Origin of the sequence: Sphingomonas sp. NFR04 (assembly GCF_900114095.1) — a bacterium.
Lineage (GTDB): Bacteria > Pseudomonadota > Alphaproteobacteria > Sphingomonadales > Sphingomonadaceae > Sphingomonas.
The window spans coordinates 1-14,771 of record NZ_FORV01000013.1 but is presented as its reverse complement, the minus strand read 5'-3'; the positions used below and the strand labels follow the sequence as shown (position 1 = coordinate 14,771).

10 protein-coding genes and 1 pseudogene are annotated in these 14,771 nt (G+C 67.6%); 2 read left to right on the top strand and 9 right to left on the bottom strand.

Translation table 11 applies throughout. From position 1 onward, the window contains the following. Positions 1-375, top strand: a pseudogene (locus BM009_RS22750) (SAM-dependent methyltransferase); the annotation flags it as partial. Positions 376-578: 203 nt separating this feature from the next. Here BM009_RS22750 and cobA read toward each other — a convergent pair. The 9 genes from cobA to BM009_RS21890 form a co-directional block, all read right to left on the bottom strand. Next, positions 579-1,367: a uroporphyrinogen-III C-methyltransferase gene (cobA, locus tag BM009_RS21930; RefSeq protein WP_093299781.1), complete on the bottom strand. Its 789-nt coding sequence runs from the start codon at positions 1,365-1,367 to the stop codon at positions 579-581. After that, complete coding sequence (locus BM009_RS21925; protein ID WP_093299778.1) at positions 1,360-3,939, bottom strand: nitrate reductase; 2,580 nt, start codon at positions 3,937-3,939, stop codon at positions 1,360-1,362. Before BM009_RS21925 ends, cobA begins: the two co-directional genes overlap by 8 nt. Positions 3,940-4,087: 148 nt before the next feature. Continuing rightward, complete coding sequence (nirD, locus tag BM009_RS21920; RefSeq protein ID WP_093299786.1) at positions 4,088-4,414, bottom strand: nitrite reductase small subunit NirD; 327 nt, start codon at positions 4,412-4,414, stop codon at positions 4,088-4,090. Positions 4,415-4,419: 5 nt separating this feature from the next. Further along, the gene (nirB, locus tag BM009_RS21915; protein ID WP_093299776.1) at positions 4,420-6,921 is read right to left on the bottom strand and encodes a nitrite reductase large subunit NirB; all 2,502 of its coding nucleotides are present in this window, start codon (positions 6,919-6,921) and stop codon (positions 4,420-4,422) included. 194 nt (positions 6,922-7,115) lie between these two features. After that, on the bottom strand, positions 7,116-8,321 hold the full coding sequence (locus BM009_RS21910; protein ID WP_093299773.1) for an alginate export family protein: 1,206 nt from the start codon (positions 8,319-8,321) through the stop codon (positions 7,116-7,118). A 57-nt stretch (positions 8,322-8,378) separates the two neighbouring features. Further along, the gene (locus BM009_RS21905) at positions 8,379-9,626 is read right to left on the bottom strand and encodes a nitrate/nitrite transporter (RefSeq protein WP_093299771.1); all 1,248 of its coding nucleotides are present in this window, start codon (positions 9,624-9,626) and stop codon (positions 8,379-8,381) included. A 225-nt stretch (positions 9,627-9,851) separates the two neighbouring features. Beyond that, positions 9,852-10,346 (bottom strand): hypothetical protein, encoded by a 495-nt coding sequence (locus tag BM009_RS21900; RefSeq protein WP_093299768.1) that lies wholly within the window; start codon positions 10,344-10,346, stop codon positions 9,852-9,854. A 105-nt stretch (positions 10,347-10,451) separates the two neighbouring features. After that, positions 10,452-11,666, bottom strand: coding sequence for a CmpA/NrtA family ABC transporter substrate-binding protein (locus BM009_RS21895; protein WP_093299766.1), 1,215 nt, complete (start codon positions 11,664-11,666; stop codon positions 10,452-10,454). Beyond that, on the bottom strand, positions 11,663-12,247 hold the full coding sequence (locus BM009_RS21890; RefSeq protein ID WP_093299763.1) for an ANTAR domain-containing response regulator: 585 nt from the start codon (positions 12,245-12,247) through the stop codon (positions 11,663-11,665). Before BM009_RS21890 ends, BM009_RS21895 begins: the two co-directional genes overlap by 4 nt. Positions 12,248-12,917: 670 nt before the next feature. Between BM009_RS21890 and BM009_RS21885 the strand changes: the two genes are divergently transcribed. Then, positions 12,918-14,771, top strand: a 1,854-nt coding sequence (locus BM009_RS21885; RefSeq protein WP_093298869.1) for a cellulase N-terminal Ig-like domain-containing protein, incomplete at its 3' end; no start/stop codon positions are given.

The following is a 14,771-nucleotide window of genomic DNA, read 5'->3' as shown; positions in this document are numbered from 1 at the left end:
TTCATGACGGCGGCGGAACGCGCGGCGGGGCCGCTGCTCGGGTGGAAGGATGAGCCCGAGGCCAACCCCGAAGCACCTGGCCAGTTTGCCTTCGCGAATGCCACCCACATTTTTCGCATCCTGGCCGCTGCGGGGTGGCGCGATGTCGATATCACGCCCACAGATGTGGCATGTAGCCTCACGGCAGGCGATCTCATTACCTACAGTCGGCGAATGGGGCGCGTTGGCGCGATCCTGCCAGACCTCTACGATGCGCTTCGTGACGACGTCATAGCGACGCTCGATGCGGCGTTTGCCGCCTTTCTTGTCGAAGGACATGCGGCTTTCAACGCTGCGTGCTGGATAATCCGGGCAAAGGCCGGCTCGTCAGAGTAGCACTCGAAAGAACCTTGCCGCTGGGAGGGGAGGCGGTCTCTGGCGACCGGCGTGTTTAGGAACATGCCGCCGCTCCATGCCCTCTCGCCCAGCGACGCATTATGGTCGACTGCCGTCGGAAGGCTGGTCGACGTTTCTTGGGACTAAGCGGTCGTTCCAACGGGCAGGACCCGACGGCAGTCTTGCCCAAGAGCGGACATTGATCAGGTTGTCACAGCTCGGGCCGCGCCCATAGCATAGTTCGCCATCGGCGCTCTGCTCGCAACTGCAATCGCGTCGCCAACCAGGATGAGGGTCGGCTGGTCGTTGGAGAAGCCCGCTACTGCGATGTGCAGAAGATCAAGACGTGTATGCAGCAACCGCTCGCTGTCCAGACTGACGTCGCAGGCGAGCAGCACCGGTGTTGCGCCTGATAGCCCCGCCGCCTGAAGGTTGCGGCTGATTTCCGCCGCCGCGCTGCGGCCCATGTAGAACACGGTGGTGCAATGCGGGTCCGCCAGCTCGGCCCAGTCCAGATCCAGCGGCGCATCACCGCGCTTGTGCGCGGTCGCGAACTGTACCCGGCGCGCCAGTCCGCGCAGCGAGAGCGACACGCCCGCAGAAGCCGCGGCCGCGCTGGCGGCGGTGATGCCGGGGCAGATCCGCACCTGCACGCCCGCCTGGACGAGCGCCGAACTCTCCTCCATCGAGCGGCCGAAGATCGAGGGGTCGCCGCCCTTGAGCCGCACCACCCGCTCGCCTGCCAGCGCTGCAGCGACAAGCAGGTCGTTGATCGTCCACTGCTCCTTGGAATGCCGGCCGGCGCGCTTGCCTACCGACACCAGCCGCACCGATGCGGGGACCAGCGCCAGGACACCCTCGCCCACCAGCGCATCGTAGAAGACGATCGTGGCGGTACGCAGCAGCCGTTCGGCCTTGCGGGTTAGCAGGTCAGGATCGCCGGGACCGGCACCGACCAGCCAGACGCTGCCTGCGGGAAATTCGTCAGCCATGCGCGGCCTCCTTTGGCATGTCGTTGAGAATGCGGGCAAGCGCCGGGCGGCATGATCCGCAATTAGTCCCCGCCCCCAGGGCCGCCCCGATCGCGGCGACATCCTGCAGCTTCTGGTCGCGGATCGCGGCGGTGATGCTGTGCAGACCGATGTCGAAGCAGGCGCAGACGACCGCCCCGCGATCGCTCCTGCGCCCAGGCGCCCGGCCGGCGAGCACCTGCGGGCCCTGCGGCTGGTGAAGCTGGCCGATCAGCCAGTCGCGGCTCGGCAATTCTCCGGTGCGGGTCACGAACAGCACCGCAGCAAGCAGCCCGTCGCGCAGGACGCCCACGCGGAGGGTGCCGCGCGCGGGATCGCTCGCCTCGACCCGCTCTCCGCGAGGCAGCACCCGATCGAGCGCTGCTGGATCGCCGGTGCCGGCCAGTTCGTAGAGCCCGCCCCCGGGTACCGTCACGCGCGTCGCCCACAGACATTCCGGCGCCGGTGCGTCGCCCTGCACGATCAGGAAGCCGCGCCAGTCCACCGCCACAGGCGCCACCCGCGCGGGCGAGAGCTTGAAGCCAGGCTGGCCTGAATGCGGATCGACGAGATCCCGGGCGAGCAGTCCCGTGCGCCCCCCATGCGCCTGCTGGTCGGTCCAGTGGATCGGCGTGAACAGTTCGCCCCGGCGCTGGCCGGGCCCGTGCGCAACGCGGAACAGGCTTTCGCCCTGCGGAGTCGTCACCCGTGCGAGCGCGCCGTCCTCAAGGTGCAGCGCGGCGGCATCTTGCGGGTGGATCTCCACCAGCGGTTCCTCACGGTGCCGCGCGAGCTTCGGCGAAAGGCCGGTCCGCGTCATCGTGTGCCACTGGTCACGGTAGCGGCCGGTGTTGAGCGTCATCGGCCAGTCGCGCAGCGGCGCATCCAGCGGGCGCTGTGCGACCGAAATCAGCCGGGCGCGGCCGCCGCCGGTGGAATAGCGTCCGTCAGCAAAAGGCTGCGGATTCCACGAGAAGGGCGCCATCGCGTCATAGGCTTCGTTGCCGATCGCCGCCTTGGCCCGCAGGTCGAGCATGCGCGCGCCCTCGTTGCGATAGGCGGTAAGCCGGGCATGTTCGCGCCAAATCTCGGCCGGGCGATCATAGGCGAAGGCGGTGCGAAACCCCACGCGCCGGGCGACCTGGGTGACGATCCACCAGTCCGGCTTGGCCTCGCCGGGCAGCGGCAGAAAGGCGCGCTGCCGGCTGATCACGCGTTCGGAGTTGGTGACCGTGCCATCCTTCTCGCCCCAGGCGGCGGCGGGCAGGCGGACATGGGCGTGGACGCTGGTATCGGTCTGGGCGATGACGTCGGAGACGACGACGAACGGGCACGCCGCCAGCGCTTCGCGCACGCGTCCGGCATCAGGCATCGAAACGGCGGGGTTGGTCGCCATGATCCACAGCGCCTTGATCCGCCCCTCGCCCACCGCACGGAACAGGTCGACCGCCTTGAGGCCCGGCTTGGTCGCCATCCGCGCGGCGGCCCAGAAGCGGCCGACATCGGCAATGTCGTCGGCGCCGAAGCCGCGATGCGCCGCCAGCGTCGAGGCAAGCCCGCCTACCTCCCGGCCGCCCATCGCGTTGGGCTGACCGGTGATCGAGAAGGGCGCGGCACCGGGCGTGCCGATCCGGCCGGTGGCGAGGTGCAGGTTGAGGATCGCGTTGACCTGGTCGGTGCCGCTGATCGACTGGTTGATGCCCTGGCTGAACAGCGTGACGGTGCGCGGATGCAGGGCGAAGAGCTGATAGAATCGCTGCAGGTCTGCGGGCCCGAGGTCGCAGGTCTGGGCGGTGGACCAGAGGTCGTGCCCCCGCCCAAGCGCTTCCCAGAAGCCTTTGGGCACGTCGAGGTCGGTCGCGTCGGCCAGCCCCTCGGCGCGACAATGGGCGAGCAGGCCGTTGAACAGCGCCACGTCGCTGCCGGGGCGCAGCGCCAGATGCAGATCCGCCTCCTCCGCCGTCTCGGTGCGGCGCGGATCGATGACGATCAGCTTGGTACCGCGCTCGGCGCGTGCCGCCATGATCCTCTGGTAGACGACCGGATGGCACCAGGCGGTGTTCGATCCGACCAGCACGATCAAATCGGCGGCATCGAGGTCGGCATAGCTGCCCGCGACAACGTCCTCACCGAACGCACGCATGTGTCCCGCAACGGCGCTCGACATGCACAGCCGCGAATTGGTGTCGATATTCGCCGATCCGATGAAGCCCTTCATCAGTTTGTTGGCGACGTAATAGTCCTCGGTCAGCAGCTGGCCGGAGACGTAGAAGGCGACGCTGTCCGGCCCATGCTCGGCGATCGCCTCGCGGAAGCGGCGGGCGACGAGGTCGAGCGCCTTATCCCAGCTGGCGCGGCGGTCGCCGATCATCGGGTGAAGCAGGCGCCCCTCCAGCCCGACCGTGTCGCCGAGATGCGTACCCTTGGAGCAGAGCCGCCCATGGTTGGCAGGGTGCTCGGGATCGCCCTCGATGCGGACGGCGCGCTCGCCGGTGACGGTCGCGCGGATCCCGCAGCCGACGCCGCAATAGGCGCAAGTGGTGCGGACGGTCATAGATCCTCCCCGGCACGGGGAGGGGGACCAGCCGAAGGCTGGTGGAGGGGGGCCTCCACACGGGACATCGCTGGTGGAGAGCCCCCTCCACCACCCGCTTCGCGGGCGGTCCCCCTCCCCGTGCCGGGGAGGATCTGAAAGTCCCCCCTCACGCCGCCGCCCGCACCGGCATGGCGATCAGGATCCGTACGCCCTCCAGCCGCACCGGCACCACCGGCGTGCAGCCCGTGTCCTCGCCCATCGCCGCGCCCGTCGCTAGCGCGATCCGCATATTGTGGAGCGGGCACGCCACCGCATGGCCGTGAACGATACCCGCGCTCAGCGGGCCGCCCTTGTGCGGGCAGCGATCAATCAGCGCGAAAACCTGATCGTCATGGGTGCGGAACACCGCGATCGGCTCGCCACCCAGGGTCAGCTTGCGGCTGCCCCGCAGCGGCAGGTCGGCGAGCGTGCCGATATCGATCCAGTCGGTCATGGACATCACTCCGCGGCGGCGAGAAGGGGCTGATGGAGGCCGGCATCGGCGCCGGCGACGCGATCGGCCCAGGGATCGTCCTGGCTAAAGGATTGCGAATGCCAGAAGCGCGCGGCGAGCGCGTCGCGCCCCGCTTCGTCCTCCACCACCCGCGCCTTGATGGTGGCGAGCCCGACCCGCTCGATCCACGGTGCGGTGCGCTCCAGATAGCGCGCCTCCTCGCGGTAGAGCTGCACGAAGGCGGCGGCGTAGTGCATCGCCTCCTCTTCGGTCGCGACCTTGACCAGCAGGTCGGTCGCGCGGACATGGATGCCGCCATTGCCGCCGACATGCAGCTCGTAGCCGGAGTCCACGCACACCACGCCGAAGTCCTTAATCGTCGCCTCGGCGCAGTTCCGCGGGCAGCCGGAGACCGCCATCTTGAATTTGTGCGGCATCCAGCTGCCCCAGAAGCCCCGCTCCAGCTTGATGCCCAGCCCGGTCGAATCCTGCGTGCCGAAGCGGCACCATTCGGAGCCGACGCAGGTCTTCACGGTGCGCAGCGCCTTGGCATAGGCATGGCCGGAGACCATCCCCGCCGCGTTCAGGTCGGCCCAGACCGCAGGCAGGTCCTCCTTGCGGATGCCGAAGATATCCAGCCGCTGGCCGCCGGTGACCTTCACCATCGGCGCATTGTACTTCTCCACCACGTCGGCGATCGCGCGGAGTTCCTGCGGCGTGGTGACGCCACCCCACATCCGCGGCACCACCGAATAGGTGCCGTCCTTCTGGATGTTGGCGTGCAGCCGCTCGTTGACATAGCGGCTCTGCTGGTCGTCGACATACTCCCCCGGCCACGCGCAGAGCAGATAATAGTTGAGCGCCGGGCGGCACGAGGAACAGCCGTCAGGCGTCGACCAGTGCAGCGTCTGCATCACTTCGGGAATGGCGCGCATGCCCTGCTCGACGATCGCGCGGCGCACTTCGTCATGGCCATAGCCGGTGCATTTGCACATCGTCTTCGGGCCGGCTTGCACCCCGTCTTCGCCCAGCGTCAGCGCCAGCAGGTTCTCGACGATGCCGGTGCAGGAACCGCAGCTGGCCGAGGCCTTGCACCCGGCCCGCACCGCATCAAGGCTGCACGCGCCGCCCTGGACCGTCGCAACCACCTGCCCCTTGGAGACGCCGTTGCAGCCGCAGATCTCGGCATCGTCCGAGAGCGCCGCAACGGCCGCCTTAGGGTCCGCCAGCCCCCCTCCCGAGGCGAAGGCCTGGCCGTAGATCAGCACGTCGCGGATAGGGGCGACGTCCTCGCCCTTTTTGAGCAGATCGAAATACCAGCCGCCGTCGCTGGTATCGCCGAACAGCACCGCGCCGATCACGCGGTCATCCTTCAGCACCACCCGCTTGTAGATGCCTCGCGCCGCATCCCGCAGGACAATGTCCTCGCAGCCAGCACCGCCGGAGAAGTCACCGGCGGAGAACACGTCGAGCCCGGCGACCTTGAGCTTGGTCGAGGTAACCGAGCCGCGATAGGGATTGGCGCGAGCCACCAGCCCGTCGGCCAGGCTGCGGCACATGTCCCACAAGGGTGCGACCAGCCCATAGCATTGCCCGTCATGCTCGACGCATTCGCCGACCGCGAGCACATTGGCGTCGCTGGTCACCATATGGTCGTCGACCTGGATGCCGCGCCCGACCGCAAGCCCGGCCTCGCGCGCGAGCTTCACCGAGGGGCGGATGCCCACCGCCATCACCACCAGCTTGGCGGGGATGACGCGCCCGTCCTTTAGCTGCACGCCCTCCACCTTCTCGTCGCCAAGGATGGCGGCGGTGTCCGCACCGGTGAGGATGGTCTGCCCGCGCGCCTCCAGCGCCGACTTGAGCAGCCAGCCCGCCGCCTCGTCGAGCTGGCGTTCCATCAGCGTGGGCATCAAATGGAGCACGGTGACCTTCATGCCGCGCAAGGTCAGGCCGTGTGCCGCCTCCAGGCCGAGCAGACCGCCGCCGATCACCACCGCATCGCCGCCCTCGCCCGCCGCGGCGAGCATCGCATCGACATCGGCCATGTCGCGGAAGCTGATCACGCCGGGCAGGTCGTGCCCCGGCACCGGGATGATGAAGGGATCGGAGCCGGTGGCGATCAGCAGCTTGTCATAGCCGGTGACGCGGCCGGATTTTGCCGTGACGGTCTGCGCGGCGCGGTCGATCGCCACCACGGGATCGCCCGCGACCAGCTCGATGCCATGCTGCGCATACCAGTCATGATCGTTGATCACGATCTCCTGGAACGACTTCTCGCCCGCAAGCACAGGCGAAAGCATGATGCGGTTGTAGTTCACATGCGGCTCGGCACCGAAGATGGTGACCCGGAAGCGCGTGCCGTCGCGCGCCAGCAGTTCCTCTACGGCGCGACACCCGGCCATGCCGTTGCCGATCACCACCAGATGCTGGCGCGTCTCGGCCGCCGGGGTCGCCCCGTTCGGGCTTTCATCAGCGAGGATCGCCGTGGCTTCGAGAAACTCCATCCGCTTCGCTCCAAAACGAAAAAAAGCCGCCATCCGGCGCCCGGATCTTTCGAACCGAGCGCTGGATGGCGGCTTTGCCATCAACAGGACCACGTCGCGCCCATCGGCGGGCTGGCGTGGCTATGTGGGAAGGACAGCCTTGTCCTTCGCATTGCAACATAAACCGATTCGCGGACTCGCTCAAGCGATTCCGCTCAATAGCTCCAGTCCACCTGCAACCAGAACTTGCTGGTATCCGTCGCCAGCCGGTCCGCGTCGTAGCGGGCATAGCGCGCCGAAAACGCCGTCTTTTTCACCTTCACCGTGGCGAGCAGGTCGATCTCGTCGCCATAATGCTGGTCCAGCCGGTCGCTCTCGAAGCGGTGCCACGTCGCCTGCAGCGTCAGCGCATCCACTTTGCCCAGTTTCGTCCAGCCATAGCCGCCGCCGGCATAGAGGTCGCGCACGCCATTGGCCGGGGTCGTCAGGAACTTGTCGGCCCAGCCCTGGAACTTGAAGTTGGTGCCGAGCGGCGTCTGGAAGCTGGTGAGCGCGGCGCCCTTGTCTGCCCCCAGCACCTCATAGCCGGTGTTCAGCTTCCAGCCGCGGACGTCCAGCGTCGCGTCGGCAAGCCAATAGTCGGCGGTGTAGCGGTTCGGATTGCGATGATAGTCCGACTGCGTCGCCCAGCTCAGCTGGTAACTGAGCTTGACCTTCGGGGCCAGCACGCGGCTGCCTGCCAGCCGCCCTCCATAGGTCTGGCTGGCGAGGCGATAGCCCTGCACTTCGGCTTCGTCCTGGTCGACCAGATAGGCGAAGCCGGTCAGCGTGCCGATGGGCGTCGCCGCGCCGATATTGGCGAACAGATTGTCGCCGCCCACGCCCCGCTGCCGCGCCCCCCGACCATCGGTGCCCCAGATGGTCCGTACGTCCCAGGCATAGGTAAGGTCGAGCTTCACGCCCTTGTGGGGCACTAGCTCGGCGCGCACCGCGTCGAAGGTCTGGGCGTTGTTGCGGAAGCCGACATTGCCGACGAAGCGCTCGTCGTCGAGCGCGATCCGCTGGCGCCCGGCGGTAACGGTCAGCGGCTTTGTCCGGTATTGCAGCTGTGCGCGGTAGATCGCGACATCCTGCGGATCGGCGACCAGCGGCCGGGTGGCGGCACCGTGCAGCCCGTCATAATAATCGCCGGCCAGCGCCAGATTGCCCTGTGCTTCGCCCAGCGCCGCCCAGAGGCCGCTGCTGAGTTCGGCACCGGCCCGCACGCGCAGCGTCCAGGCATCGGCCGACGGGTCGAGCCCGTCCTGATCGACATGCTCGTGGCGGCTGCGCGCCTCGATCAGCGGCTTCACCGCAATGTCCTGGGCACAAGCAGGGCCGGCGACGGCCAGCGCGGCCGCCGTGGTGAAGATCATTCGCATGGAAATTGCCCCCGAATGGAGCGGCGCGGTTCGTGCCGCGCCGCCCTCCCTCTCCGATCAGATCCGCGCGCCGCTCGTCCAGCGGGCGCGCCACGACGCCTTGACCCGCATCAGCCCCGCCAATGCCACCAGGGCCAGCCCGGCGAAGATCAGGAAGCCCGGCGCGAAGCTGCCCGCCAGCTGCTTGGCGACGCCGAGCGACGAGGCGAGGTAGAAGCCGCCGATGCCGCCGGCCATGCCGACCAGCCCGGTCATCACGCCGATCTCGGCCTGAAAACGCTGCGGCACCAGCTGGAACACCGATCCGTTGCCGGTGCCCAGCGCCAGCATCGCGACGACGAAGCAGCCGAGCGCCACCGGCAGCGTCGCCGCGACACTCACGCCTGCCAGCGCCGCGGCGGCGACCAGGAACACGCCGGTAAGCGCCTTCACGCCGCCGATCTTGTCGGCCAGCGCGCCGCCCAGCGGCCGCACCAGCGATCCCGCGAACACGCAGGTCGCGGTGCAATAGCCCGCGACGATGGTGGTCAGCTTGAACTGGTCGGTGAAATAGATCGGCAGCGAGGCCGCCAGCCCGACGAACCCGCCGAACGTAACGGCGTAGAAGCTCATCAGCCACCAGGCATCGGCCGATTTCAGCGGGTGCAGATACTCGACCAGTGTCTTCGGCGCGGGCGCGTTCGGTGCATCCTTGGCCAGCGCCAGATAGAGCATAAAGACGATGCCGAGCGGAATGCACGCCAGCCCCAGCACCGCGTTCCAGCCGAACAGCTTGGCGAGCGCGGGCGCGAACAGCGCAGCGAGCACGGTGCCCGAATTGCCCATTCCGGCGAGGCCCATCGCCTTGCCCTGGTGCTCGGCCGGATACCAGCGGCTGGCCAGCGGCAGCGCGATCGCGAAGCTCGCCCCCGCGAAGCCCAGAATTACGCCTAGCGCCAGCGTGCCGCTGAAGCTGTTCACCCCGAGCAGCCACGCGGAGAGCAGCCCCCCAATCACGATCATCTGGCTGATCGCGCCTGAGCGCTTGGGCCCGATGCGGTCCACGAGCAGGCCATTGACGACGCGCAGGAGCGCACCGGCCAGCGTCGGCGTCGCGACCATCAGCCCCTTCTGCGCGGCGGTGAGGTGCAGCGTCCTGGCAATCTCCGGAGCCAAGGGCCCGAGCAGCACCCACACCATGAAGGCGAGGTCGAAATAGAGGAAGGCCGCCACCAGCGTCGGCAAATGTCCGCTGCGCCAGAAGCTGCCGTCTTTTGCCGTGCTGGTCGCTCGATGCACGCTTCGATCCAGAAATGCCGTTGCCATGGTGACTTCCCCAATGCCGATCTGAAAAGGACAAGAAAAAAGCCGCTTGCCGGACGTTCGCATGGGTGCGAAATCCGGTCAGCGGCTTTGCTGCGTTCAGAGGGGGAGGCATGCCCCGGCGTTGGGGTGCTCTCCCGATGGGCGCGCTTCCTTGCGCGACTCGAGGATCATCGCGCGGAATTTGGCTTGCTGCAAGTGCGAATTGCGCAGTCTCTCAACGTGCGATCAGGTGATCCAGCTGCCCAGGCATCGCGCCGACCATGCCTGCCCCGTGCGCCGCGCAATACATAGCATGCCGTAACCAAAGCCGGACGGCACATGCCGGAACGATATTTCGGTCACCGCGATGCGCCCGTCGCTCGAAAAGACCGGGCTTGTGAAGGAGATGGATTGCGCATGTCCTTCGGCGTCCGCGCGGGCGATCGGGGCAGCCGTCGGCACACAAAGCGGTCGATACCCGTCAACGGCGAAGCCACGTTGCCGGCTGACAAGATCGCCGAATTCCCCGTCGTCCAGCGGCAGCTGATTCCTATAATCTCGGTGAAACGTGCCGAGATCGACCGTGCGCCTGGCTGGCGCGATGGTCTGCGGATAGGCCGGCACGTTGCTTTCGATCGCGGCAGTATATGCAGCCTCGAGAACCCGACAGGTCTGCCCGATCGTGGCGGGATCGTCGATTATGGACGAAGTACCCAGCAACAGGATCGTGGTGATCATCATGACCGGCGACTTCGCTTCCCTGGAAAAGATGCTGGCCCAGCGTAACCGGCCGTTCTGCCATCTTCAACGCCCTGCGCCCCCGGGCAATAACCGCAAGTGCAGGCGCTATGCTCGCCCTGGGCTGAAACCCGCCAGATACTCCTCCAACCGCTCGGGATCGAACACGCGGCCGTCGAAGAAGCGGTCCGGCCCCAGCGTCAGCGCGCCGCGATGTGCCCCTACTCCGATCGGCGCGGACACCGCGCCCTCCAGCTTCATGCTCGCGCCCGGCATCGCTTCGCCGCTCGCGCCCAGCGCGCGGCGATACACATCGGGACGAAACACCGCGCCCGCCGCCGCCTCGGCCTCGGCACTCGGTTCCGCCTGGTGCCAGCGAACGAGCTGCGAGTAGATCCACAGCGCCTGGCTGCGCCACGGAAACGCCGTCGCCTCGCGGTGGAACAGCAGGAAATCGAGTTGCTCCACGGCGGGCGTTTCGGCGCGCGGGATCACCTGCCCCGCCAGCCCGGCTTCGATCAGTTCGGCCGGTTCGCCGACATAGGCGGGGCGCGCCAGCAATGCCGCCAGTTCGCCCCGGTTCGCGGGATCGTCGCACCAGCGCGCAGCATGCGCCAGTGCCACCAGCAGCCGGTCTACCGTCTCGGCATTGGCCTCCATCCAGTCGGTGCGCAGCGCCAGCACCTTCTCCACGCCGCGCTGCCAGATCCGCGCGCCGATCGCGACCGCCTCGGCCAGGCCCTGCGCGATCGCCGCCGCCGGCCAGGGATCACCGGCGATGAACCCGTCGATCTCGCCCAGCCGCATTGCCTCGACGGTGAGCGAAGGCGGCAGCACGCGCAGCACCACGTCGCGATCGGGATCGATGCCGACACTGCCCAGCCAATAGCGCAGCATCAGCGCATGGCCGGAGAATCGGTGGACGATGCCGATGATCGGCTTGCGGCGGAACAGCCCGATTGCCGTGGCGAAGTCGTGCCCCGTGCCGAGCGGGTCGGCGAGTCGCGCCGGCAGGTTCTGCTCCAGCGCCGCGGCGAACTCGCCGGACATCACCAGCATGTTGCCGTTGCTGTTGAGCTTGAACGGCGCGGAGAACGCCGCCGGCTGCTGACTCAGCCCCAGCGTCACCGCCACGGCGAGCGGCGCCAGCATCTGCGCCGCCTGCACCTGGCCATAGACCAGGCGATCGCGCAGCGTCGCCCAACTGGTGGTCCGCACCAGTTCCAGATCAATGCCCTGTGCCTCGGCGAAACCCTTCTCATACGCTGCGACCAGCACCGCGCTGTCGGTGAGCGGCAGGAAAGCGGCGCGGACGGGGGTCATGCCGCGCCTCCGCCGAGCAGGCTGCTGGCGGTGATCAGCGCCTCGGCCACGTCGACAAGCCGGCGGCCCTGGTTCATCGCCGCCGAGCGCAGCAGCGCATAGGCATCGGCTTCGTTTAGTCCTCGCTGTTGCATCAGGATCGCCTTGGCCTTGTCGATCGTCTTGCGGTTGGCGAGCGCGGTGCGTGCCTCGTCCAATTCGTTCTGCATCCGGGAGAAGGCCGTGAACCGCCGCACCGCAAGTTCGAGGATCGGCTTCACCCGATCCTTGCGCAACCCGTCCACGACATAGGCGGACACGCCGGCATCGATCGCCGCGCCGATCATCGTGTCGTCGGACTGGTCTACGAACATCGCGATCGGCTTGGCAAGGGCGCGGCTCACGAGCAGCATTTCCTCCAGCGTGTCGCGGCTCGGGCTACCCAGATCCATGAGTACGACGTCGGGTGCCATGCGCTCGATCCTGGCGACGAACGCACCGCGCGGCGGCACGAAATGGATATCGTCATAGCCCGCCTCACGCAGTCCCTCTTCGAGGACCGATGCGCGCGCTCCGCTGTCATCGACAATGACGATCCGCACCTCAGCGCCTTTCGCAGTTGCGGGAGGAATTGGCAGCAAATCACGGGCACGTCAAACCGTTGGAAGCAAGCAGATGCATCGGGTTGCGAGGCCTTCGGTTCGGTCGAGGCCGCCAGGGCTCCCGCCTCGTCAAGGATGCGGCCGCCGCGCAACCCCGTCGATGCGCCGGGACGCGCAATATGTTGACTTGCGCCCATCCCGCCACTGCAAGAAAGCGCGCGGCGGCCCACCATTGCCTAAAGCTTTCGCAAATGTGCGGGTTCGATCAGTCGGCGCCAAGGAAAGCAAGATAACGTGGATCTAATTGCCGAATGGTAGCGCTACCGTTAGCATAGCAAAAAACAAGAACCATCAGGAGAGCGCGGTCGTGATTCGCGAATTTGGCAAAAGGGCTGTGTCGCGCGTCGACATGCATGCGATCGTCCAAGATACGAACCGGCGCGCCTCAACTTCGCTGCGATGGCCGTGCAACGCCCGAAGTCCGGCGCCAGCGGCTTCGATGCGCCGCGAACGGACACCCGGCAGCGGCTGATTCCACGGCATCCATGGCTGCGCGGCCAAGCGTGGCTGGCAGAAACAGGCGCGGCGATACGCGTGCCCGCCCCCCTTCCGACCGGCTGCCCACCCATCGAGCGCGACACCGGCAACGATAAAATCACAGGAGAGATGCATGCACCGTAAGGTTCTGTCCGCCTTGCTCGCCTCGGCAGCGGCCGCCGTCTCGGGCGTGGCCATGGCCCAATCCTTGACGCTCACGCCGGCGGATACGCTCGAGAGGCAGGGCCTGACGGTCATCGCCGACCAGAACCAGTTCAGCCCGATCTTCTTCGACGAGAAGAATGCCGGCATCCAGATCGTGCTGCACGGCAACCGCATCGCTACCGATGGCGCGGTGCGCCTCGACAAGACGCCCGAACAATGGGCCCCCGTCCCCGCCTTTGTCAGCCGCACCCGCGGCACGGAGCCCAACCAGCTGGTGGTCCGTTCCACCTACAAGGACGTGAAGCTCGACTATACGGTGAAGGTCACCGCCGAGGGCGACGGCTTCCGCATCGCCGTCGATCTCGATCGCCCGCTGCCCGCAGCGCTGGTGGGCAAGGCCGGCTTCAACCTCGATTTCCTGCCGAGCGCCTATTTCGGCAAGACCTATCTGATGGACGCCGCCCCCGGGCTGTTCCCGCGCCACCCGACCGGCCCGATGGCCAAGGACGGCTCGGGAGACCCGCTGCCGCTGACGTCGGGCGGGAAATCGGTCACGCTGGCCCCCGAAGACCCGATGACCCGCGTCACCATCACCTCCGATCAGGGCCCGCTGACACTCTATGATGCCCGTGCGCGCGCGCAGAATGGCTGGTTCGTCGTCCGATCGATGATCGCCGAGGGCGCGAAGGAGAATGCCATCGTCTGGCATGTCCGGCCCAATGTCATCAAGGATTGGGTGCGCGCGCCGGTCGTCTCGTTCAACCAGGCGGGCTATACGCCCAACCGGCCCAAGGTAGCGCTGATCGAGCTGGATCCGCACTTCAAGGCACCGGCCGAGGCCGAGCTGGTGCGGCTCACCGCCGATGGCCGCGAAGAGCCGGTGCTGCGCGCGCGCACGCTGCCGCGCGGACACTGGACCCGCTACGACTATGCGGCGTTCGACTTCTCTAGCGTCCGCACGCCCGGCATCTACGCCATCCGCTATGCGGGCGTCACGACCAACCCGTTCCGCATCGCGCCCGATGCCTATGCGCGCATCTGGCAGACCTCGCTCGACACGTTCCTCGCCGAGCAGATGGATCATGTCGGCATCCGCGAGCAATATCGCGTCTGGTCGGCGCCCTCGCATCTCGACGACGCACGCCAGGCACCGCCCAACATCACGCATTTCGACGGCTACAAGATGGGCGCCAACCTGGATTCGCCCTTCAAGGCCGGCGAGCATATCCCCGGCCTCGCCGTGGGCGGCTTCCAGGACGCCGGGGACTATGACATCCAAACCCCCGAAAACGCGATGGTGGTGCGCGACCTGGTCTGGGCCCGCGAGCTGTTCGGTCTCGACTGGGACGAAACCAGTGTCGACGAAGCGGCGCGCGCGGTCGAGATCCGCAAGCCCGACGGCGTCGAGGACTCGCTGCAGCAGATCCGCCACGGCGCGCTGCAGCTGCTCGCGCAGTACAAGGTGTTCGGGCACGCGATCGTCGGGATCGTCGACCCGACGCTGCGCCAATATGCGCATCTCGGCGACGCCGGCTCGCAGACCGACGGGCTGACCTATGATCCGTCGCTCAAGCCCGCCGAGCGCAAGAACGGCGCCTCGGGCGCGCAGGACGACCGCTGGGCGTTCACCACCGACCTTCCGGCCAACAACCTGATGGTCGCGGCGGGGCTCGCCGGTGCGAGCCGCGCGCTTGCCCAGAGCGATCCGGCGATGGCAGCCGAAGCGCTCCACGCCGCCGAGGCACTCTGGGCCAAGCAGCAGCAGGGCGTCATCAAGGCCGGCGACGGCCGCGACGACTCGACTTCGCCGCGCTCTGCGCAG

Bases quoted from the DNA above. Each gene is read 5' to 3' on its own strand.
- cobA (WP_093299781.1), bottom strand. From the start codon at position 1,367: ATGGCTGACGAATTTCCCGCAGGCAGCGTCTGGCTGGTCGGTGCCGGT.
- BM009_RS21925 (WP_093299778.1), bottom strand. From the start codon at position 3,939: ATGACCGTCCGCACCACTTGCGCCTATTGCGGCGTCGGCTGCGGGATC.
- nirD (WP_093299786.1), bottom strand. From the start codon at position 4,414: ATGACCGACTGGATCGATATCGGCACGCTCGCCGACCTGCCGCTGCGG.
- nirB (WP_093299776.1), bottom strand. From the start codon at position 6,921: ATGGAGTTTCTCGAAGCCACGGCGATCCTCGCTGATGAAAGCCCGAAC.
- BM009_RS21910 (WP_093299773.1), bottom strand. From the start codon at position 8,321: ATGCGAATGATCTTCACCACGGCGGCCGCGCTGGCCGTCGCCGGCCCT.
- BM009_RS21905 (WP_093299771.1), bottom strand. From the start codon at position 9,626: ATGGCAACGGCATTTCTGGATCGAAGCGTGCATCGAGCGACCAGCACG.
- BM009_RS21900 (WP_093299768.1), bottom strand. From the start codon at position 10,346: ATGATGATCACCACGATCCTGTTGCTGGGTACTTCGTCCATAATCGAC.
- BM009_RS21895 (WP_093299766.1), bottom strand. From the start codon at position 11,666: ATGACCCCCGTCCGCGCCGCTTTCCTGCCGCTCACCGACAGCGCGGTG.